Source organism: Mesorhizobium sp. YL-MeA3-2017 (assembly GCF_030814575.1).
GTDB lineage: Bacteria > Pseudomonadota > Alphaproteobacteria > Rhizobiales > Rhizobiaceae > Mesorhizobium > Mesorhizobium terrae.
In genome coordinates this window covers 4,445,528-4,466,394 of sequence record NZ_JAUSVH010000001.1, presented here as the reverse complement: position 1 = coordinate 4,466,394, position 20,867 = coordinate 4,445,528, and the positions used below count along the sequence as shown (strand labels likewise).

Annotated in this window: 23 protein-coding genes; 14 read left to right on the top strand and 9 right to left on the bottom strand. The window is 64.6% G+C overall.

Annotated elements, in window-relative coordinates:
* The first annotated feature begins 40 nt into the window (after positions 1–40).
* Positions 41–721 (top strand): ArsR/SmtB family transcription factor, encoded by a 681-nt coding sequence (locus QFZ88_RS20990; protein ID WP_024926502.1) that lies wholly within the window; start codon positions 41–43, stop codon positions 719–721.
* 19 nt (positions 722–740) lie between these two features.
* Here QFZ88_RS20990 and QFZ88_RS20985 read toward each other — a convergent pair whose 3' ends face one another.
* The gene (locus QFZ88_RS20985; RefSeq protein ID WP_150978919.1) at positions 741–1,298 is read right to left on the bottom strand and encodes an SMI1/KNR4 family protein; all 558 of its coding nucleotides are present in this window, start codon (positions 1,296–1,298) and stop codon (positions 741–743) included.
* 323 nt (positions 1,299–1,621) lie between these two features.
* Between QFZ88_RS20985 and QFZ88_RS20980 the strand changes: the two genes are divergently transcribed.
* The 3 genes from QFZ88_RS20980 to QFZ88_RS20970 all read left to right on the top strand — a co-directional run bounded on the left by QFZ88_RS20980 (position 1,622) and on the right by QFZ88_RS20970 (position 3,675).
* Positions 1,622–1,768 (top strand): hypothetical protein, encoded by a 147-nt coding sequence (locus tag QFZ88_RS20980; protein WP_137901158.1) that lies wholly within the window; start codon positions 1,622–1,624, stop codon positions 1,766–1,768.
* A 298-nt stretch (positions 1,769–2,066) separates the two neighbouring features.
* A complete protein-coding gene (locus tag QFZ88_RS20975; RefSeq protein WP_024926500.1) occupies positions 2,067–2,417 on the top strand; it encodes a YciI family protein in 351 nt (116 codons plus the stop codon).
* A 13-nt stretch (positions 2,418–2,430) separates the two neighbouring features.
* On the top strand, positions 2,431–3,675 hold the full coding sequence (locus tag QFZ88_RS20970) for an RNA polymerase sigma factor (RefSeq protein WP_024926499.1): 1,245 nt from the start codon (positions 2,431–2,433) through the stop codon (positions 3,673–3,675).
* Positions 3,676–3,865: 190 nt separating this feature from the next.
* Here the strand turns inward: QFZ88_RS20970 and QFZ88_RS20965 are convergent, their stop codons facing one another.
* From QFZ88_RS20965 to QFZ88_RS20955, 3 genes are all read right to left on the bottom strand, one after another.
* Entirely contained in the window at positions 3,866–4,489 is a 624-nt protein-coding gene (locus tag QFZ88_RS20965; protein ID WP_024926498.1) for a glutathione S-transferase family protein, read from the bottom strand.
* A gap of 195 nt (positions 4,490–4,684) precedes the next feature.
* A complete protein-coding gene (gene cysK, locus QFZ88_RS20960) occupies positions 4,685–5,665 on the bottom strand; it encodes a cysteine synthase A (protein ID WP_024926497.1) in 981 nt (326 codons plus the stop codon).
* Positions 5,666–5,829: 164 nt separating this feature from the next.
* Positions 5,830–6,447: a LysE family translocator gene (locus tag QFZ88_RS20955; protein ID WP_024926496.1), complete on the bottom strand. Its 618-nt coding sequence runs from the start codon at positions 6,445–6,447 to the stop codon at positions 5,830–5,832.
* Between the two features lie 211 nt (positions 6,448–6,658).
* On the opposite strand from QFZ88_RS20955, the gene QFZ88_RS20950 reads away from it, so the two are divergent.
* On the top strand, positions 6,659–7,915 hold the full coding sequence (locus tag QFZ88_RS20950; protein ID WP_024926495.1) for an Hsp70 family protein: 1,257 nt from the start codon (positions 6,659–6,661) through the stop codon (positions 7,913–7,915).
* 28 nt (positions 7,916–7,943) lie between these two features.
* Here the strand turns inward: QFZ88_RS20950 and QFZ88_RS20945 are convergent, their stop codons facing one another.
* The 3 genes from QFZ88_RS20945 to hrcA all read right to left on the bottom strand — a co-directional run bounded on the left by QFZ88_RS20945 (position 7,944) and on the right by hrcA (position 10,687).
* On the bottom strand, positions 7,944–9,284 hold the full coding sequence (locus QFZ88_RS20945; RefSeq protein ID WP_024926494.1) for a PQQ-dependent sugar dehydrogenase: 1,341 nt from the start codon (positions 9,282–9,284) through the stop codon (positions 7,944–7,946).
* Between the two features lie 91 nt (positions 9,285–9,375).
* A complete protein-coding gene (locus QFZ88_RS20940; RefSeq protein WP_024926493.1) occupies positions 9,376–9,570 on the bottom strand; it encodes a hypothetical protein in 195 nt (64 codons plus the stop codon).
* Positions 9,571–9,601: 31 nt separating this feature from the next.
* A complete protein-coding gene (gene hrcA / locus QFZ88_RS20935) occupies positions 9,602–10,687 on the bottom strand; it encodes a heat-inducible transcriptional repressor HrcA (protein ID WP_036255329.1) in 1,086 nt (361 codons plus the stop codon).
* A 145-nt stretch (positions 10,688–10,832) separates the two neighbouring features.
* Here hrcA and rph point away from each other — a divergent pair, with 145 nt between their 5' ends.
* The 8 genes from rph to QFZ88_RS20895 all read left to right on the top strand — a co-directional run bounded on the left by rph (position 10,833) and on the right by QFZ88_RS20895 (position 16,265).
* The gene (rph, locus tag QFZ88_RS20930) at positions 10,833–11,549 is read left to right on the top strand and encodes a ribonuclease PH (protein WP_024926491.1); all 717 of its coding nucleotides are present in this window, start codon (positions 10,833–10,835) and stop codon (positions 11,547–11,549) included.
* Positions 11,550–11,557: 8 nt separating this feature from the next.
* On the top strand, positions 11,558–11,968 hold the full coding sequence (locus QFZ88_RS20925) for a VOC family protein (RefSeq protein WP_024926490.1): 411 nt from the start codon (positions 11,558–11,560) through the stop codon (positions 11,966–11,968).
* On the top strand, positions 11,969–12,616 hold the full coding sequence (gene rdgB / locus QFZ88_RS20920) for an RdgB/HAM1 family non-canonical purine NTP pyrophosphatase (protein ID WP_024926489.1): 648 nt from the start codon (positions 11,969–11,971) through the stop codon (positions 12,614–12,616).
* Complete coding sequence (gene hemW, locus QFZ88_RS20915; protein WP_024926488.1) at positions 12,616–13,773, top strand: radical SAM family heme chaperone HemW; 1,158 nt, start codon at positions 12,616–12,618, stop codon at positions 13,771–13,773. Before rdgB ends, hemW begins: the two co-directional genes overlap by 1 nt.
* A gap of 97 nt (positions 13,774–13,870) precedes the next feature.
* Positions 13,871–14,308, top strand: a complete 438-nt coding sequence (locus tag QFZ88_RS20910; RefSeq protein WP_024926487.1) for an EamA family transporter — start codon at positions 13,871–13,873, stop codon at positions 14,306–14,308.
* Between the two features lie 348 nt (positions 14,309–14,656).
* A complete protein-coding gene (gene rsmI, locus QFZ88_RS20905; RefSeq protein WP_024926486.1) occupies positions 14,657–15,559 on the top strand; it encodes a 16S rRNA (cytidine(1402)-2'-O)-methyltransferase in 903 nt (300 codons plus the stop codon).
* The gene (locus tag QFZ88_RS20900) at positions 15,552–15,929 is read left to right on the top strand and encodes a YraN family protein (protein WP_024926485.1); all 378 of its coding nucleotides are present in this window, start codon (positions 15,552–15,554) and stop codon (positions 15,927–15,929) included. The genes rsmI and QFZ88_RS20900 overlap by 8 nt, the downstream gene beginning before the upstream one ends.
* A 105-nt stretch (positions 15,930–16,034) precedes the next feature.
* Positions 16,035–16,265 carry a DUF3297 family protein gene (locus QFZ88_RS20895; RefSeq protein ID WP_024926484.1) on the top strand — a complete coding sequence of 77 codons (231 nt, stop codon included), beginning with the start codon at positions 16,035–16,037 and terminating at the stop codon, positions 16,263–16,265.
* Positions 16,266–16,402: 137 nt separating this feature from the next.
* Here the strand turns inward: QFZ88_RS20895 and QFZ88_RS20890 are convergent, their stop codons facing one another.
* Complete coding sequence (locus QFZ88_RS20890; protein ID WP_024926483.1) at positions 16,403–16,687, bottom strand: acylphosphatase; 285 nt, start codon at positions 16,685–16,687, stop codon at positions 16,403–16,405.
* Positions 16,684–18,051, bottom strand: coding sequence for a cytochrome P450 (locus QFZ88_RS20885; RefSeq protein WP_024926482.1), 1,368 nt, complete (start codon positions 18,049–18,051; stop codon positions 16,684–16,686). The genes QFZ88_RS20890 and QFZ88_RS20885 overlap by 4 nt, the downstream gene beginning before the upstream one ends.
* Positions 18,052–18,290: 239 nt before the next feature.
* Between QFZ88_RS20885 and gyrB the strand changes: the two genes are divergently transcribed.
* Positions 18,291–20,768 carry a DNA topoisomerase (ATP-hydrolyzing) subunit B gene (gene gyrB / locus QFZ88_RS20880; protein WP_024926481.1) on the top strand — a complete coding sequence of 826 codons (2,478 nt, stop codon included), beginning with the start codon at positions 18,291–18,293 and terminating at the stop codon, positions 20,766–20,768.
* Positions 20,769–20,867: the final 99 nt, after the last annotated feature.

Below are 20,867 nucleotides of genomic sequence, written 5' to 3'. Positions count from 1 at the left end.
AGTGCTTCCCTGGCGATAATGCTTTGATGGAGATCGAACTATGAAAGACGGACCGGACATTGCCCGCGTCGCCAGCCTGGTCGGCGACCCGGCACGCGCCAACATGCTGACCGCGCTGATGACTGGTTCGGCGCTGACGGCGAGCGAACTGGCGCTGGAAGGCGGCGTTGGCCTGGCCACCGCCTCGTCGCACCTCGCCAAGCTGATCGAGGGCGGGCTGCTCACCGTCGCGGCCCAGGGCCGGCACCGCTATTACGGCCTCGCAGGACCGCAGGTGGCGTCGATGCTGGAAGCGATCATGGGCGTCGCCGCCGGCGCCGGCCCGAAACGGGCCCGGCCCGGCCCCCGTGAACCCGCCATGCGCGAGGCGCGCGTCTGCTACGATCATCTGGCCGGCGAACATGCCGTCAAGATGCTGGACGGCTTCCTTGCCCGCGACATACTGGTGCGGGACGGCGGGGCGATCGGGCTTGGCCCGAAGGGTGCCGCGCATTTCGCCGCCGTCGGCATCGACGTTGGCGATCCCGGCCCTTCGCGCCGGCCGGTCTGCCGCGACTGTCTCGACTGGAGCGTGCGCCGCTCGCATCTGGCCGGACGGCTGGGCGCCGCCATCCTCGACAAGATCCTCGCCGAGAAATGGGCGCGGCGCGAAAAGGACAGCCGCGTCGTCACCTTCTCGCCAAAGGGCCGCGTGGCCTTCGAGAAGGCGTTTTTGGCCTAGCGCTACCTGACGACGACGCTCACTTGCGCCGAAGGTTGCTCACAAAGGCGGTAAAGGACGAGGCCAGGGGCAGGACATAACCCCAATCGTCGGCGGAGGCTTCTTCCAGGGTCCACTCGTTGTTCTCGGGTGCAAGCTCGTGATCGACAAAGCAGAGCTTGCCTTCATTGCCCTCGTCGAGCCTGAGGCAGATCGGGTTGCCGCCATGGTCGTTCATGATCCACAACAGATCCTTGCGGAGCGGCCAGGGTGGAGATTTCCAGTTGTGCAGCAGGGAATAAACCGGGTCCTCCTGCAAACCGCCGACATCCTGCACGTAACCGGCCCAGACGCCGTTCGAAAAATCGAACGACACTGTCTGGCGGCAGATGCCGCCGGCGCATGCCAGGAGGAAGGCGCAGTAGTCGTCGGGAAGATAGATGCCCGTCGTCTCCTCGAACCGCTGCAGGTCTTCCGGCCGCGCCGGGCGTTCGCCCGCCGGATTGATACAATCGATAAACCGCCACATGTCCATTGCGCATCCTCTCAGGTCAGGCCCGATACGTTTCGGCGGTGCGCAAGGCGTGCGCGGCGGCAAGATCGGAGGCTCATTTAGAACCGCTCTGCCTCCCCCCGGGCAAGATCCCACCACCCTCTCCACGCCAAAAAAAGCGCGCTCTCACTCCGAACCCGAACCGCGCTTTTTCGAGTCCCAAACGAAAGCCGGTGTGGCGCGAAAACAACACCATCCGGCAAGGCGTCAAAAAGCACCAAAACACCGCTAATCCGCCACTTTCCGGCCACGATCGGGAAAGGTTTTGCCCGAAGATTAACATCCCGTTCACCGACTATTCACGCCTTCTCGTTAGGATGCATCCAATTCGGACCGGGCATCCGAAAATCGAGACAGGGAATAGAGAAATGACCATCTGGAGCCAGTTCAAGGGCTACGCCGCCGCCATCCGCGAATTCATCGCACCGACCTACCGGCCGGAGCGTCATTACATGCGCGGCCCGGGCCCGGCCTGCGCCCGCCGCGCCCATACGCTCGGCGTGAGCGCCCATTGATGACGCTCGAGAGCCGCCACGACAGCCGGGTTGCCCGCCCCGCTGGTGATCATCGCACGACCACCTACCGGCCGCAGCGCCCGGCGGTTGCCGCGCGCGTCTGAGGCACGCCGGCGCCGGCTCGAGCCGCGTCGATTTCCGCATGAATTGAACCGCCGGCGTCCTCCCGCGCCGGCGGTTCTGCTTTTTTCGACCGCCATCGAAGAAAATTTTCCAACCACTGTCGAAATCGGGCAAGCTCGCGCGACATTCGTTCGGCTGGCAACGATGCGGCCTTTGAAAAAGTGGGAGATTTCCGATGCAATACATCCTTCTCATCCATGCCGACGAAACGGCTTTCGCCAAGATGACGCCCGAGATGGTCGGGCTGATGACCGAGCCCTACCAGGCCTACAACGCGGCACTGGCCAAGGCCGGCGCCATGGTGGCGGGCGAAAGGCTGCAGCCCTCGCATGCCTCGACCACGGTCCGTATCCGCGACGGCAAGACCGAAGTGCTCGACGGCCCCTTCGCCGTCACCAAGGAACAGCTCGGCGGCTTCTATCTGATCGAGGCGCCGGACCTCGACGCGGCCCTTGCCTGGGCGGCGCGCTGCCCCGCCGCCAGCCATGGCACGGTCGAGGTGCGGCCGATCTGGCCGACGCACTGACCGTACGCCGCCGATGACGGACAAGGCAGCCCTGGCGCGGGCGGCGGCGGAAACGGCCGCCCGCCACAGCTATGGCAAGCTGGTCGCCTTCCTCTCGGCCCGCTCGCACGACGTCGCCGGCGCCGAGGACGCGCTGGCCGACGCCTTCGCCAAAGCCCTGGCGACATGGCCGGTTTCCGGCGTGCCGGCGCATCCCGAGGCCTGGCTGCTCACCGTGGCGCGCCGTCGAGCCACCGACCAGCACCGCCGCCGCCAGACCAACGAGGCGGCGCACCCCCACCTGAAGCTGATCAGCGAGGAGATGGAGGAGGAGGCCGTGCGCGAAAAACTGCCGGACGACCGTCTCGGCCTGATCTTCGCCTGCGCGCATCCGGCCATCGAGCCCGGCGTGCGCGCACCGCTCATCCTGCAGACCGTGCTCGGCCTCGATGCCGCCACCATCGCCTCCGCCTTCCTGGTCTCGCCGGCGACGATGAGCCAGCGGCTGGTGCGAGCCAAGGCGCGTATCCGGGAGGCCGGCATTCCCTTCCGCATTCCGGAACGGGCGGAATTCCCCGAGCGGCTTTCAGCGGTGCTGGAGGCGATCTATGCCGCCTTCGCCGAAGGCTGGACCGACCCGGCCGGCACCGAGACACGGCGCCGCAACCTGGCGACCGAGGCGATCTGGCTCGGCCGGCTTGTCGCCGGACTGATGCCGGACGAGCCGGAGGCGCTGGCGCTGCTGGCGCTCATGCTCTACGCCGAAGCACGGCGCGGCGCCCGCCGCGACGCCAGCGGCGACTTCGTGCCGCTCAGCGAGCAGGACATGGGCAGCTGGGATACCAAGCTGATGGGAGAGGCCGACGCGCTGCTGAGGCACGCCGGCCATTCGCGCGAACTCGGCCGCTACCAGATCGAAGCGGCGATCCAGTCGGTGCATGCGGCGCGGCGCTTCACCGGCGTCACCAACTGGCAGGCGCTGTGCAGTTTCTACGACGCGCTGGCGCTGGTCGCCGGTTCGCCCGTGGTGGCGATCAACCGCGCCGTGGCGATCGCCGAGACGCAAGGAGCGGCCGCCGGGCTTTCGGCACTGGACGCCATCGGCGACGATCGCCGCATTGACGACTATCAGCCTTACTGGGCGGCGCGGGCCGGCCTGCTGCGCGACCTCGGCCGCGCCGACGAGGCAAGGCAGGCTTATGAACGGGCGATCGGGCTGGAGCGCGACGAGTCCGTGCGGCGGTTCCTCACGGCAAAGCAGGCCGCGCTGGTCAATTGAACAAACTTCGAAGAAAACCGCCGCGATGCGATCGGAATGGACGCATTTTGCGCGGAAATTGCCCTGGGTGAATTCGTTTGGCGCCGCGTGGCGCCGAAATTTCCGCAAGCCCTTGGTTCCGCTTGCCAAAATTATTTGACTCTGGGCGCCTTGGGGCCGAATTATCCACATCGGCCCCGATTTCCGCGCCTCAGGCAGCCCACATCTCGTGCGGATCGTTGAGGGCGGCAAGCATCGGATCGGCGCGCAAGCGGGCGCAGACCCGCTGGACATTCGGCCAGGTCGGAAGCTTGTCGAGGCCCGGATACCAGCACACCAGCATCAGCATATAGATGTCGGCAATGGTGCGGCTGTCGCCAACCAGCCAGTCGCGGCCGGCCAATGCACGGTCCAGGACACTGATTTCCTTATCCATTTCGATGATGGCGGCTTTCTTGACCGCTTCGATGCCGGCGGTGTCGGTGGTCGAGCGGTGCGGGTAATAATAGCGCAGATTGGCCATGTAGACGGAGGACGTCATGAAGGCCAGCCAGCGCAGGAAGTCCGCCCTGCCTGGCTCTCCCGCCACCGGCCCGAGCCCGGCATTGGGGTGCAATTCGCCCAGAAGAATGCAGATCGCCGCCGTTTCCGGCACGGCGTGACCGTCCGGCAGCACCAGCACCGGCACCTGGTTCATCGGGCTGATCTTCAGGAATTCCGGATCGGGCTCGGCGCGCTTCGGCACCTCGATCTGCTCGAACGGCACGCCGGCGATTTTCAGCGCCGCCTCGATGACGAAACCGCCGGAGCCGGCGCGGGTATAAAGCTTGTACATGTGATCCTCCCAATCCGGACTCAAACCGGACGGGAGAGATGTGCACCGGAAGCCGTGGCGCGCTCAAGCCGCGCCACGGGTTTTTTCGAGAGGTCCAGTACGACCGCCTCCTCCCCAAAAAGGGAGGAAAACGATCATGCCAGCGTACCGGGAAGGAGAATTTCTCCAACCCTTCCAGTCAGTTGGAGGAGAACCTCAGGCTCCGAGCCCTTCGAACAGTACGGTCGACAGATAACGCTCGGCGAAGGACGGGATGATGACGACGAGGTTCTTGCCCTTGTTCTCGGGGCGCGAGCCGACGACGATCGCGGCCTGCAGCGCGGCACCCGAGGAGATGCCAACCGGCACGCCTTCGAGGCGGGCGACAAGCCGGGCGTTGGCAATGGAATCCTCGTTCGAAACCTTGACGATCTCGTCATAGACGGTGGTGTCGAGGATTTTTGGGGCAAAGCCCGCGCCGATGCCCTGGATCTTGTGCGGGCCGGGCTGGCCGCCCGACAGCACCGGCGAGGCATCCGGCTCGACCGCCACGACATGTAGCGAAGGCTTGCGCTGCTTGATCACCTGGCCGACGCCGGTGATGGTGCCGCCGGTGCCGATGCCGGCAACGAAGATGTCGATTTCGCCATGGGTGTCGTTCCAGATCTCCTCGGCCGTGGTCTGGCGATGGATTTCGGGATTGGCCGGGTTCTCGAATTGCTGCGGAATGACGGCGTCCGGCAGCGAGGCGGCGAGCTCGTCGGCCTTGGCGATTGCGCCCTTCATGCCTTTCGGCCCCTCGGTCAGCACCAACTCGGCGCCGAGCAGCGCCAGCATCTTGCGGCGCTCCACCGACATGGTCTCCGGCATGGTGAGGATGAGCTTGTAGCCCTTGGCGGCCGCGGCGAAAGCCAGCGCGATGCCGGTGTTGCCCGAGGTCGGCTCGATCAGCGTGGTCTTGCCCGGCGTGATCTTGCCGGCCTTTTCGAGGGTTTCGATCATAGCGACGCCGATGCGGTCCTTGACCGAGGCGATCGGGTTGAAGAATTCCAGCTTGGCGATCAGGTTGGCGACAATGCCCTTTTCCTTCGCGAACTTGTCGAGCCGCACCAGCGGCGTGTCGCCGATCGTCTCGGTGATGGAGTTGTAGACGCGGCCGCGACCGGGGACGCGGGATGAGGAGACAGGTTTGTTCATTGGTTTTGCTCCCTGAGACGAGGCTGGCTTATGCGGTTTTTCAACACAGGAAGATAGGCCGCCACCGGAAAATATCCGAGTGGGCGGCGTACTGAAAACCGCATCGCTTCGGAAGAATTTTTCTTGGAAAACGCTGTTTCAGGTTCGATTTTGCCGAAACACCCTTATGGACGGGCGGCGATCGCTGCCGCGGCGCCAACCATGAAGCCGGCGGCTGTACGGTTCAACACCTTGAGCGCGCGCGGCGAGCGCAGGAACCAGCGCGCCTTGGCGGCGAGCGCCAGGTAGGGCACGAGGACCACCAGAAGCACACATGCGGTGATGGCGGCGAGGATGCCGTAATCGGCGAAGGTCAGCGACTTCAGGTCGACGATGGTCGGCGTGATGGCGAGGTAGAAGATCATCGTCTTCGGATTGCCCAGCGTGACGGTGAGACCGGCCAGCACGGAGGGCAGGAACCCGTCCCGGCCACGCCTGGCTTCAATGGTCTCCGGGGTGATGCCAGCGGTCCAGAAACACCAGCCGAGATAGGCGAGATAGAGCACGCCGAGCCATTTGATGACCAGGAACACCATGCCGAAGCTCTGCGCCACCAGTGCCAGGCCCAGCACCACGGCGGTCAGATAGGTGAGATCGCCGAGCACGAGACCAAGCGACATGGCCAGCGACGAACGAAAGCCGGAGCCCAGCGCCCGCGCCACCAAGGCGGTTACGCCTGGGCCGGGAATGGCGGCGGCCACGGCGAGCGCGGCGGAATAGGCAAGAAATCCGGCAAGGGTCATGGTCGAGCCTCGGCAGCGATTGGCGACCGCTTCTATCGCACGAACCGGCCGCTGCTGAAAATGCGCGGATGCTGGTCCAGCCGGTCAATTTTCAGGGAAGATGGCAGGAAAGCCATCGACATTCGCCGCCCGGTCCTGTAGGCGCACGGTCCCGCCGCGACCCTGCCCGACAGGACCGCGCCCTTTCACGCTCAACATTCAGGACGAGACGATGCGACCGGCTTTCGGCGGCATAGACTTCGGCACTTCCAATTCCACCGTCGGCGTGATCGAGAACGGCCGCCCGCGGCTGGTGGCGCTCGAAAGCGGCAGCGCGACGCTGCCGTCGGCGATCTTCTTCAATTTCGAGGATGGCGGTGCGCTGTTCGGCCGCAATGCCATCGGCAACTATACCGACGGCGTCGAGGGACGGCTGATGCGGGCGCTGAAAAGCGTGCTGGGATCCTCGCTGGTGCATGAGAAGACGCGCATCAAGGCGCGCTCCATCGCCTTCACCGACATCATCGGCATGTTCATTGCCCATCTGAAAACGCAGTTGGACAACCACAACGACCAGGCCGTGGAAAACGTGGTGCTGGGGCGGCCAGTGCGCTTCGTCGACGAGGACGATACCGCCGACGCGGCCGCGCAAAGCGAGTTGGAAAAGGCGGCGCGCAAGCAGGGCTTCAAGCATATCGACTTCCAGTTCGAGCCGATTGCGGCAGCACTTGACTATGAACATACGGTCAGCCGCGAAGAACTGGCGCTGATCGTCGACATGGGCGGCGGCACCTCGGACTTTTCCATCGTGCGCGTGTCACCAGAGCGCGCCACCGCCAACGACCGCAAGGACGACATCCTCGCCAATCGCGGCATTCACATCGGCGGCACGGATTTCGACCGGCTGCTCAGCATCGCCCATGTGATGCCGCAGCTCGGCTATTTGACCCAGACCAAGGACGGCAAGCGCAACCTGCCCGCCGGCTATTTCATCGACCTCGCCACCTGGCAGCGCATCAACCTGCTCTATACGCCGAAGGCGATGCTTGATCTGCGCCAGATCCGCTACGAGGCAGCCCAGCCCGACCTTGTCGACCGGCTGATCGAAGTGGTCGAGCATCGTTTCGGCCATGCGCTCGCCGGCCGCGTTGAAAAGGCCAAGATCGAGCTGACCGACGCCGAACAGGCCAACATCGACGTGGACCTGCCCGGCGCGACATTTACCGCCAGCCTGACAAAACAAGGGCTGGAACAGACGATCCGCACCGAGATAGGCCGGGTGACGGACACCGTCGCCGAGACACTGAGGCAGGCCGGCATACGCCCAGAAGACATCACCGCCGTGTTCCTAACCGGCGGCTCGACTGCCATCCCGCTGGCGCGGCGCAGCATCCTGGCGCTGGTGCCGCAGGCCAAGGTCGTGCAGGGCGATGCCTTCGGCTCGGTGGGCTTGGGCCTGGCGCTCGACGCGCAGCGCAAATTCGGCTGATACCCGGTAGACGTCCTTCCCGAGGCGCTTACTTCTGGCCGTTATAGGTGACGCGCCAGATGGTGCCGCTGGCATCCTCGGTGACGATCAGCGAGCCGTCGCCCGCGACGGCCACGCCGACGGGCCTGCCCCAGACGGCGTCGTCGGAGATGACGAAGCCGGTCATGAAGTCTTCGTACTCGCCGGTCGGCTTGCCATCCTTGAAGAGGAGCCGCACCACCTTGTAGCCGGTGCGCAGGGCACGGTTCCATGACCCGTGCAGGGCGACGAAGGCATCTCCCTTGTATGCCGCCGGAAACTGATCGCCTTCGTAAAAGGCGATGCCGAGCGGCGCCGAATGCGGCTGGATGAGCACGTCCGGCACAGTCACCTTGCCGGCAAGGTCGGGCCGCGCGCCGGCATGGCGCGGATCCTGATGATCGCCGATGTAATACCAGGGCCAGCCATAGAAGGCGCCTTCCTTCACCGACGTCGCATATTCGAAGGGCAGGTTGTCGCCCAGCGCGTCGCGTTCGTTGACGACACACCAAGGTTCGCCGGTGGCCGGTTGCACAGCAAGCCCCGAACAGTTGCGCAGGCCGGTGGCTACTGTGCGGCGGTTCTTGCCGTCGGCATCGAAGGCGAAGACCGCGGCGCGGCCTTGCTCGTCGCCCCAGGGGGCACCCAAGACCTGGGTTCGTGTCCAGCCTTCCAGCCCGCCCTTCGGCGCCTTGGCGTCGCCCTCGGCGACATTGGAGGCGGAGCCGACGGAGAGATAAAGCACCTTGCCGTCCGGCGAGAAGGCGATGTCGCGGGTCCAGTGGCCGCCGGTCGGGATGTCCTTGATCACGGCCTGCGGCGGCCCGGAGGCTTCAAGATCGCCCGGCTTGTAGGGAAAGCGCACGACCGAACCGGTGTTGGCGACATAAACCCATTCGGGTTTTTCGGGTGGGTAGAAAGCGATGCCATAGGGCGCCCGCAGGCCCTTGGCGAAGATTTCCGATTGTGCCGGCTGACCTGCCGTCGCCGCGAGGCGGTAAGTGCGGATCTGGTTGGTGCTGCTGTCGGCGACGAAAATGTCGCCATTGGGAGCGACGCGCACCACGCGCGGATTGCGCAGGCCGGACGCGACCAGTTCGGCGGAAAAACCCGGCGGCAGGGTCGGCTTGGCATTTTCAGGTCGTTCCACCTCCTCCGCGCCATTGCCGGCGGATTCGGTCGCGAATGGCTTCGGCAAATCCTGTGGCGCAAACAGGCGGCGCACGCCCGGCCGGTCGTCGCGCCAGCCGCCAAAGGCAGCCTCGCCCTTGAGAACGCCGGTTTCTTGGGCGAAGGCGGAACAGGCCGGCAAGGCCAGCAACAGAGCGAGCGCATTCGCGATACGGTTCACGCCATCCCCCTTTTCGCGTCACCCATTGCGTCTTGGGCACGAACATAGGGAGGCGACCGGCCAGCCACCACACCAGGAATGGGCTTGTGGGTCAGGTCTTCATCACGAAGCCGGCATCGAGCTGTTTTTCCAGCTCGACGAGATCGTCCGGCAGCGGCAGGCCAAGCGCGCGCAGTTCCGACAGCTTTTCGCGCAGCTGTTCCTGCACTTCGTGCTCGTCTTCCGGCTGGTTGACCATTTCCTGCAGAAGCAGGCTGATGCGAGCCTGGATTTCTTCCAACGCCATGGCGTTCCCTCCTTGGCTGGCGGCGACTGTCTCAGCGCAGCATGCGCGAAATCAGCTGCGCCGTATAGTCGACCATCGGAACGATGCGCGCATAGTTCAGCCGTGTGGGGCCGATGACGCCCAGTGCGCCGACGATGCGGGCATCCTTGTCGCGATAGGGCGCCACGACCAGCGACGAGCCCGACAGCGAGAACAGCTTGTTCTCGGAACCGATGAATATGCGGACCCCGGAGCCCTCTTCCGCCAGATCAAGCAGCTGGATCAGCCCGTCCTTGGTTTCGAGGTCTTCGAACAAATGTTTCAGAAGCTCGATGTCGGCCTGGGCGGTGACGTTTTCGAGCAGATTGGCGCGGCCGCGCACGATCAGGCGCGCCGGCAGGCCGCTTTCGGTGCCGGCCCAGACGGCGAGCCCTTTTTCGACCAGATCCTGCGACAGCGTGTCGAGGGCGGCGCGGGTTTCCTCCTTCAGGCGCGCGATCTCGCCGCGCGCCTCGGCGAGTGTCCGGCCGCGGATATGCGCGTTGAGGAAGTTGGACGCCTCGTGCAATTGCGACAGCGTCGTGCCGGCCGGCAGGTCGATGACACGGTTCTCGACATCGCCGCCTTGCGAGACCAGCACCGCCAGCGCCCGGCCCGGCTCCAGTTGGATGAACTCGATGTGCTTGAGCGCCGCCTCGTTCTTCGCGGTGAGCACCAGCCCGGCGCCACGCGAAACACCCGACAGCATCTGGCTCGCCTCGGTCAGCATGTGTTCGAGCGACATGCCGTTGCCGCCAGCCTTCACCTGCGTCTCGATGCTGCGACGTTCCTCGTCGGTCAGATCGCCAAACTCCAGGAGAGCGTCGACGAAGAAGCGCAGGCCGGCCTGCGTCGGCAGACGCCCGGCCGAGACATGCGGCGCATAGATGAGGCCGAGATGCTCGAGATCGCTCATCACGTTGCGGATGGTGGCCGGCGACAGCGACGACGGCAGGATGCGCGACAGCGAGCGCGAGCCGACCGGCTCGCCGTCCCTCAGGTAGGAATCGACGATACGGCGAAATATGTCGCGCGAACGGATGTCGAGCGACTGGAACGCAGGCGATTGCAATGTCGGGTCGACGATCGGCTTGGTCATCGGCAATAGGACCTCCGGGACTTACGATATAGATCGGAGCCGGGGCCGCGCAAGCAACCCGTTTTCCTTTGCGCCTCGCCCCCTATTGCAGTTACAAGCCGGCCACGAGTCCCCAAACCACAAGAAACAAGAAGAAAGACGTTCCATGCGCCCCTCCAAACGCCAGCCAGACGAAATGCGCGCCATCTCCTTCGAGCGCGGCGTTTCCAAACACGCCGAAGGCTCCTGCCTGGTGAAGTTCGGCGACACACATGTGCTGTGCACGGCGAGCCTGGAAGAGAAGGTGCCGGGCTGGATGCGCAATTCCGGCAAGGGCTGGGTGACGGCGGAATACGGCATGCTGCCGCGCTCGACGGGCGAACGCATGCGCCGCGAAGCCTCGGCCGGCAAGCAAGGCGGCCGTACGCTGGAAATCCAGCGCCTGATCGGCCGCTCGCTGCGCGCCGTGGTCGATTTACAGGCGCTCGGCGAAGTACAGATCACCGTCGATTGCGACGTCATCCAGGCCGACGGCGGCACCCGCACCGCTTCGATCACCGGCGGTTGGGTAGCGCTGTATGACTGCCTGCGCTGGATGGAAGCGCGGCAGATGGTGAAGCTGGACAAGGTGTTGAAGGACCATGTCGCGGCGATCTCTTGCGGCATCCATGACGGCCAGCCGGTCATCGACCTCGACTATCTGGAAGACTCGTCGGCCGGCACCGACGCCAATTTTGTCATGACCGGCAAGGGCGGCATCGTCGAAATCCAGGGCACTGCCGAGGGCGAGCCCTTTTCCGAGGAGCAGTTCGCGGCACTGATGGGATTGGCCAAGAAAGGCATTGGCCGCCTTGTGTCGCTGCAGCAGATGGCGGTGGCTTGAGGCGAGCCATGCAGCCTGCCGCCATCCTTGAATCCGCGCTCTACGTCACCGATCTGGAGGCGGCGGAAACGTTCTATGCCGACATTCTCGGCCTGGAGCAGATCGGCAAGGTGGCAGGCCGCCATGTGTTTTTCCGCTGCGGCCAAGGCGTGCTTCTGCTGTTCAACGCGGAAGCGACCAGACATACGCCGGCGCCCGATGCCCGCCTGCCGGTGCCGCCGCATGGCACCGTCGGCCCGGGTCATCTGTGCTTCTCGGCGACGCCTGAGGAACTGGACCGCTGGAAGACACGTCTGGCATCGCATGGCGTGGCCATCGAGGCCGAGTTCGAATGGCCGCAGGGCGGCCGCTCCATCTATCTGCGCGACCCTTCCGGTAATTCGCTGGAATTCGCCGAACCGAAAATCTGGAAGCTTTAGATGCATTCGCTCGATGGAAAGAAGATCGTCGTTGCCAGCCACAATGCCGGCAAGCTTAAGGAATTCGCCGACCTGATGGGTCCATTCGGCTTCGAGGCGAAGTCCGCCAAGGAATACGGCTTGCCGGAACCCGACGAGACCGGCACGACGTTTGAGGAAAACGCCTATATCAAGGCCTTCGCCGCCGCCCAGGCGACCGGCCTGCCGGCGCTGTCGGACGATTCCGGCCTGTGCGTCGACGCGCTCGACGGCGCGCCCGGCGTCTACACCGCCAACTGGGCGGAAAAGCCCGACGGCAGCCGCGATTTCGGCATGGCGATGCAGAAGACCGAGGATGCACTGCAGAAAGTGGGTGCCGGCGAAGCGGCACAGCGCAAGGGGCGTTTCGTCGCCGTCATCTGCCTTGCCTTCCCCGACGGCCAGGCCGAATATTACCGCGGCGAGGCCCACGGCACCCTGGTGTGGCCGCCGCGCGGCGAAAAAGGCTTCGGCTACGACCCGGTGTTCCGTCCAGAGGGCTATGACCAGACTTTCGGCGAGATGACGGCAGAACAGAAGCATGGCTGGAAACCCGGCCAGCCGGACGCGCTTTCGCATCGCGCCCGGGCCTTCCAGAAATTCGCGCGAGCAAGGCTGGGCTCGGCCTGATGCTGCTTGATCGGTCGCCCGGCTTCGGCGTCTACATCCACTGGCCGTTCTGCGCGGCGAAGTGCCCCTATTGCGACTTCAACAGCCATGTCCGCCACCAACCGGTGGACCAGGAACGTTTCGCCAGCGCCTTCCAGCAGGAATTGGCGACGATGCGCGAACGCACCGGCCCGCGCGAAGTGACCTCGATCTTCCTCGGCGGCGGTACGCCTTCGCTGATGAAGCCGGAAACCGTCGGCGCGGTGCTGGATGCCGTCGCCAGGAACTGGACTGTTCCAGGCGGCATCGAGGTGACGCTGGAGGCCAACCCCTCATCCGTCGAGGCCGAGCGTTTTCGCGGCTATCGCGCGGCGGGCGTCAACCGCGTTTCGCTGGGCGTGCAGGCGTTGAACGACCGCGACCTGAAGTTCCTCGGCCGGCTGCACAATGTGGACGAGGCCCTGCATGCGATCGGGCTCGCCCGCGAAATCTTCCCGCGGCTTTCCTTCGACCTGATTTATGCCCGTCCCGGCCAGACACCGGAAGCCTGGGCGGCGGAGCTGAAAGAGGCAATCGGCTATGCCGCCGACCACTTGTCGCTTTACCAGCTCACCATCGAGGAAGGCACGCCGTTCTACGCGCTGCATGCGGCGAAGAAATTCGAAATCCCCAACGGCGAACACGCCGCCGACCTTTATCAGTTGACGCAGGAGATCACAGCCGCCCATGGCTTGCCAGCCTACGAGATTTCCAACCACGCCCGCCCGGGCGCGGAGAGCCGGCACAATCTGACCTACTGGCGCTATGGCGAATATGTCGGCGTCGGCCCCGGCGCCCATGGCCGTTTCGTCGAGAAGGGCACACGGGTGGTGACGGTGGCGGAAAAGGTGCCGGAAACCTGGCTCAACCTCGTCGAAGCCAAGGGGCATGGCGTGACCGGCGGCGAGGTGCTGACCCGTTCGGAAGAAGCCGACGAGTTCCTGCTGATGGGGCTGAGGCTTGCCGAAGGCATCGACCTTGCCCGCTACGAGCAATATTCAGGTCGCGCCCTGCCCTCTGCCCGCCTGTCGATCCTGCAGGAAGAAGGGCTGGTCGCATCCATCGGCAATTCGCGGCTGCGCGCCACACCGGCCGGCATGATCGTGCTGGACGCGGTGGTGGCCGATCTCGCCAGATAGCGCCGCCGCCGCTTTTCCATTGTGTCTCTTGCGCTAGTGCTTCGGATGCGGTCAGCATCGGCAAACCCTCCCGCAAATCGCTCCAGGAGCCAGCCCGATGAATTCCGCTCTCTCTTCCTGGCAATTCTGGGCGCTGTCGTCAGCGGCCTTCGCCGCGCTGACGGCGATCTTCGCCAAGGTCGGCATCGAGAACATCAATTCCGACTTCGCCACCCTCATTCGCACCGTCGTTATTCTCCTGGTGCTGGCGGCCATCGTCATGGCCACGGGCCAGGCGCAGGCACTCGGCTCGATTTCGACCAGGACCTATGCTTTCCTCGTCCTGTCGGGACTGGCGACGGGCGCTTCCTGGCTGTGCTACTTCCGCGCTCTGAAGCTTGGGCAGGCGGCGCAGGTCGCGCCGGTCGACAAGTTAAGCGTGGTGCTTGTGGCTGTCTTTGGCGCCGCGTTTCTGGGCGAGCGCCTCTCCGCCACGAACTGGCTTGGCGTCGTCCTTATCGCGACGGGCGCGGTTCTGGTCGCCTATCGGATGTGACGGCAACGCCTCGCGGGCCGCGCGGGTTTCCAGCCTGGTTATGCAAATATCGAAGCGATTGGCCATCGTGGGATCACTGCTCCGTCAAAAAGGGGGATGTTGGGGACGCATCAACCTCGTCGGACACAAGGCGGCGCCGTTTCCAGCCGGCCAATCAGGAATGCAGAGGGCGTCCCGCAGCCGGGTCCGGCAACGTCCTGAGTGCGAAGGTGCTGCATCATACCTTCCGAGAATCACCCGCAAATCCGCCGCTGTCTGTGTCCTGCCTCACTGTGGCAAAGGCATGGCAATGACAGCGCTTTTGCAACGCAAGGCGTGCCGTGCCAAACAGGGCCAACGGAGGGCACGATGAGCGCCGATGCGGCAAAAAGAACTTATGTGATCGGGCAGACGGAAATTGCCGTCCGGCCGTTGCAGCCCGCGCTGTACCTGGTGGCGACGCCGATCGGCAATCTTGCCGACATCACGCTGCGTGCCCTGGAAACACTGGCAGCCGCCGACCTTGTCGCTTGCGAGGACACACGCGTTTCGCGCGTGTTGCTCGAACGCTACGGCATACGCCGCCGCACCACCGCCTATCACGAACACAATGCCGCCGAGGCCGGGCCGAAACTGATCGCCGCGCTCGAAGGCGGACAAAGCGTCGCGCTGATTTCGGACGCCGGCACCCCGCTGGTGTCCGATCCCGGCTATCGGCTGGTGGGAGAAGCGATCGAGCGCGGCATCCGCGTCGTGCCGATCCCCGGACCGTCGGCTCCGCTGGCAGCGCTAACCGCCTCCGGCCTGCCATCCGACACCTTCCTGTTCGCCGGTTTCCTGCCGTCCAAGGCCGGGCAGCGGCAGACGCGGCTCGAGGAACTGCTGGCGGTGCCGGCGACGCTGATCTTCTTCGAATCGCCGCGCCGGCTGGCGGAAACACTTGGCGCCATGGCGAAGGTTTTGGGCGCCGCACGTCCCGCCGCGATCGGGCGGGAACTGACCAAGACGTTCGAGGAGATGCGGCCGGGCACGCTCGGCGCGCTTGCCGCACATTATGCCGAGGCCGACACGCCGAAAGGCGAGATCGTCATCTGCGTCGGTCCGCCGCTGCAACGGACCGAGGGGCCGGCGGATATCGACCGGCTGCTTTTGTCGCTGAGCGCGGAAATGCCCACCTCGAAGGCGGCGGCCGAGGCCGCGAAGATGACGGGCGGCCAGAAACAAGCCCTGTATCGCCGGCTGCTGGAATTGAAGGACGCCGGCGGTGGCTGACGCCACGACCGCGAAACGACGCAAATCCTACCGCCGCGGCCATCGCGGGGAGTGGCTGGCGGCAGCGGCGCTGATGCTCAAAGGCTATCGCATCCTCGCGCGCCGCCATCGCACAAAACTCGGCGAGATCGACCTGATCGCTCGGCGTGGCGATCTGGTGTTGATCGTCGAGGTCAAGGCACGGCGGACACTAACCGAGGCTATGGAGGCGGTTTCGAGCGGTTCCGAGCGCCGGATAGAGGGTGCCGCCGATCTGTGGCTGTCGCGCCAGCCGGATTTCGGCAAGCTCTCCATCCGTTTCGACATGGTCGCCGTACTGCCCTGGCGCTGGCCGGTGCATGTCGAGAACATCTTTCAAGGGCGTGACTAGCCCCAGGTCTTTACCCTGATGGCAAATGCCCTTAACAGCGCTTTCCAAATTTGACCTTGCGCGTCCGCGCCTTCGCGCACGCACCTTGTGCCATTGGAGAACCCTATGACCTTTCCCGACAGGCTGAGCAACGACCCGCGCAGCCCCTATTTCGACGCGGAAGTGCTGGAGCGTGGCGTCGGCATCCTGTTCAACGGTCGCGAACGCGAGGATGTCAGCGAATATTGCGTCAGCGAAGGCTGGATCCGCGCCCCGGCCGGCAAATCCAAGGACCGTTTCGGTCAGCCGATCACCATCAAGCTCAAAGGCACGGTCGAGCCGTTCCCGAAGCCTTGAGCGCATCAGAGCGCCGCGCGTCCGTTCGGACGCGCAAAGGACGCTCTAACACTTTGAATTTGCGCATCGTGCTTACCGAAAATCGGAATCGATTTTCGGTAAGCACGATGCGCTAGACGGCGGATTGGTTCATCCGGTCAATGGGTGATCTTGAAATCCACCGGCCGGCTGGGCAGATCAGCCGGCGCCGCCTCGATATTTCCGACCTCAGCGCCGGGCGGCCCCCGCCGAAACGCGTCCAGCATTGCGGCCACCGCTTCGTCGGAGCCGACGATCAGAGCTCGGACCGAACCGTCGGGCTCGTTGCGCACCCAGCCCTTGATGCCGAGCCGCACGGCCTCTTCCAAAGTCCAGTAGCGAAAACCGACACCCTGCACGCGCCCGGTGACATGCACCAGAACAGCCGCGCCGGCAGCGCTCATCGCCTTGTCACTCGCATTGGCAGACCGCCCTGCGGTTGCGTGGTCAACTTCTGCACCGGCCATGGTTTCGTCTCGGCCACGGTGTCGAAGCGGAAACGCGAGAGCAGGATGGCGAGAGCGATGATCGCCTCCTGCATGGCGAAGGAGGCGCCGATGCAGACGCGCGGACCGGCGCCGAAGGGCAGATACTGGAAACGGTCGATGCGGTCGCGGTTGGCGGGATGGAAGCGCTCCGGCAGGAAGGCGTCCGGCCTGTCCCATAGTTTGCGATGGCGGTGCACCACCCAGGGCATGACCAGAACGGCGGCGCGCGGCGGGATGTAAAGCCCGTTGAAGGTTTCCGGTTCGATCGGCTCGCGGTTGATCGACGGCGCCGGCGGATAGAGCCTGAGCGCCTCCTCGAAGACGGCACGGGTCAACGGCATCAGGTCCAGCCATTTGGTCGGATCCGGCTCATGCGCCAGCACGGCATCGATCTCGGCCTCGACCGGCTCGCGCTCCCACGGCGCCTCGGCTAGGCAATAAAGCGTCCAGCCCAAGGCCCTTGCGGTGGTCTCGTGGCCGGCGCCGATGAAGGTGATGATGTTGTCCTCGACCTCGGCGCGGGTCAGCCCGTCCGGCCCCTCCGCCTTGAGCAGCAGTGTGAGAAAATCTTGCGGCGCGCCGTCCGGGTCGCGTTTCAGGCGCTGTTCACGCATGGCGACGGTGTTGGTGACGATGTTGCGGAAGTAGGCCAGCGCCTTGCGGCCGCGGATGCGGGTCAGGCGCGGCAGCCAGTCCGGCGCGCGCAGAAGGTCGAGTGGGTCGACCCTGCCCATCGTCTCGAACAGCCGGTCGATCTCCTTGGCGAAGCTGCCCGGCTCGCCGGCGATCTCGCCGGAAAACAGCGTCTCGGCCAGGATGTCGTAGGTCAGCATGGTCATGTCGTGAGCGATATCGCTGACCACACCGTCCTGATAGCGCTCGACGAACTCGACCGTGCGTTTCAGCATCGGCGCGGCGAAGCCGAATATGTGGCGCGGCGTGAACACCGGTGCCATCGCCTTGCGCGAACGCTTCCACACCTCGCCCTCCGCGGTGAGCAGGCCATCGCGCAGGATGGGGCGCAGGATCTTCTGGCGCACCGTCGCCATCTTGTAGTTTCTGGCATTGTCGACCAGCACGTGGCGGATCAAGGCCGGGTCGTTGGCGACGACCAGCGGCCCGCCGATGCCGTTCACCGAAATCCACGGCTCGTTGTAGGAAGGCTCGCCCCACAGCTCCAGCGGATTGCGGTAGACGATGCGCATCATCTCCAACGTCGAAGGCGGCACGGTGCGCGGCTTCGGCGCCGGCGGAACGAAGGGGGCGGGCTTTGTGTCCATCAAGGTCTTCCGCTGCTGTATTCAATGTAGTGAGCCCGGAAAGCGGCGTCCATGCGGCCGATCGACGAGCGCGGCTGCGGCTTCGATCCCGACCTCGGCCGATACCGATGTTTTCCCCGCCCAAAGGCCCGGCAAACCTTGGAAAAACCGCCTTTTGCTCCTATATCTCTCTATTCGGGACGAGCACGATTCGGGCGCTTCCTGCGCCTTCAAGAACGGTATCGAACAAACAGGTTTTCATGAGCGATCAGAGCGAAAACGCCAACGGCGGCAGCGCCGAGTATGGCGCCGATTCCATCAAGGTTCTCAAGGGCCTGGACGCCGTGCGCAAGCGGCCTGGCATGTATATCGGCGACACCGACGACGGTTCGGGCCTGCACCACATGGTCTATGAGGTGGTGGACAACGCCATCGACGAGGCGCTTGCCGGCCATGCCGACCTGGTGACGGTGACGCTCAATCCCGACGGCTCCTGCACCGTGATCGACAATGGTCGCGGCATTCCAACCGACCTGCACCCCACCGAAGGCGTTTCGGCGGCCGAGGTCATCATGACCCAGCTGCATGCCGGCGGTAAGTTCGACCAGAACTCCTACAAGGTATCCGGTGGCCTGCACGGCGTCGGCGTTTCGGTGGTCAATGCGTTGTCGGTGTGGCTGCGCATCAAGGTCCGCCGCGATGGCAAGATCCACGAAATGAGCTTCACCCATGGCGATGCCGATGCACCGCTGAAGGTGACGGGTACCTATCAGCAGGAAATGGTCGCCGGCACCTATGAAGGCCGCAACGGTTCGGAAATCACCTTCCTGCCCTCCTCCGACACGTTCAAGGGCGTGACCGAGTTCGATTACGGTACACTGGAACACCGGCTGCGCGAACTGGCCTTCCTGAATTCGGGCGTGCGCATTATCCTGGCCGACAAGCGCCATGCCGACGTCAAGATCCAGGAACTGCATTATGAAGGCGGCCTGGAAGAGTTCGTCAAATATCTCGATCGTTCCAAGAAGCCGCTGATCGAGAAGCCGATCGCCATCAGGAACGAACGCGACGGCATCACGGTGGAAGTCGCCATGTGGTGGAACGACAGCTACCACGAGAACGTGCTGGCTTTCACCAACAACATCCCGCAGCGCGACGGCGGCACCCATCTGGCCGGTTTCCGCGGAGCCTTGACCAGGCAAGTCACCGGCTATGCCGATACGTCCGGCCTGACCAAGAAGGAAAAGGTGACGCTGACCGGCGACGACTGCCGCGAAGGACTTACCGCCGTTCTGTCGGTGAAAGTGCCGGACCCGAAATTCTCCTCGCAGACCAAGGACAAGCTGGTGTCGTCGGAAGTGCGGCCGGTGGTGGAAAGCCTGGTCAACGAAGCGCTCGGCACATGGCTGGAAGAACATCCTTCCGATGCCAAGACGCTGATCGGCAAGGTGGTGGAAGCCGCCGCCGCGCGCGAGGCCGCACGCAAGGCGCGCGAGCTCACCCGCCGCAAGGGCGTGCTCGACATCACCTCGCTGCCCGGCAAACTGGCGGACTGCCAAGAGCGCGACCCGGCCAAATCCGAAATCTTCATCGTCGAGGGTGACTCGGCGGGCGGATCGGCCAAGAGCGGTCGCTCGCGCCAGAACCAGGCGATCCTGCCGCTGCGCGGCAAGATCCTGAACGTGGAGCGCGCCCGCTTCGACCGGATGCTGTCGTCGGACATGATCGGCACGCTGATCACCGCGCTCGGCACCTCGATCGGCAAGGACGAATTCAACGCCGACAAGCTGCGCTACCACAAGATCATCATCATGTCGGACGCCGACGTCGACGGCGCCCACATCCGTACCCTGCTGCTCACCTTCTTCTTCCGGCAGATGCCGGAACTGATCGAGCGCGGCCATCTCTATATCGCGCAGCCTCCGCTCTATAAGGTGAGCCGTGGCAAGAGCTCGCAATACATCAAGAACGAAAGCGCTTTCGAGGACTTCCTGATTTCCTCCGGCCTCGAAGACGCCTCGCTCACCCTGTCGTCGGGCGAAGTGCGCACCGGCCAAGACCTCGCTTCCGCTGTTACCGATGCGCTTGGCGTGCGCCAGCTGATCAACGGACTGCATACACGCTACAACCGTGCCGCCGTGGAGCAGACGGCGATCGCCGGCGGCCTCAACCCGGCTGTGTTCAACGATCTTGGCCGCGCCAACGCGATGGCCGAGACGATCGCCAAGCGCCTTGACGCAATCGCCGAGGACACCGAGCGCGGCTGGCTAGGCCGTACCGCCACCTCCAATGACGAGCTGGGCGGTTATCTGTTCGAGCGCACCGTGCGTGGCGTGCGCGAGGTGGTGCAACTCGACATGGGGCTGATCAATTCGGCCGATGCGCGCCAGCTCGACCGTTACGCCACCCGCCTCGCGGAGGTCTATGCCGAGCCGCCGCTGCTGCGCCGCCGCGAGGCCTCGGAGGCGATAGCCGGCCCGCTCGCCCTGCTCGACGCCGTCTTCGCGGCCGGCAGGAAGGGGCTGACCATGCAGCGCTACAAAGGTCTTGGCGAAATGAATGCCGAGCAGCTTTGGGAAACGACGCTCGATCCGAACGTCCGCTCGCTGCTGCAGGTCAAGGTCACCGACGCGACCGACGCGGACTCGCTGTTCGCCCGACTGATGGGCGACGAGGTAGAGCCGCGCCGCGAGTTCATCCAGGAGAACGCGCTGAGCGTCGCCAATCTGGATATCTAGGGGCTGCGCCGCGACGCATCGGATGCTCGGTAGGCTGCGGTAACATGATCGTTGCGCAGCCTATCTTCATAGGGACGCCTATCGTTAACCTTTTATTAA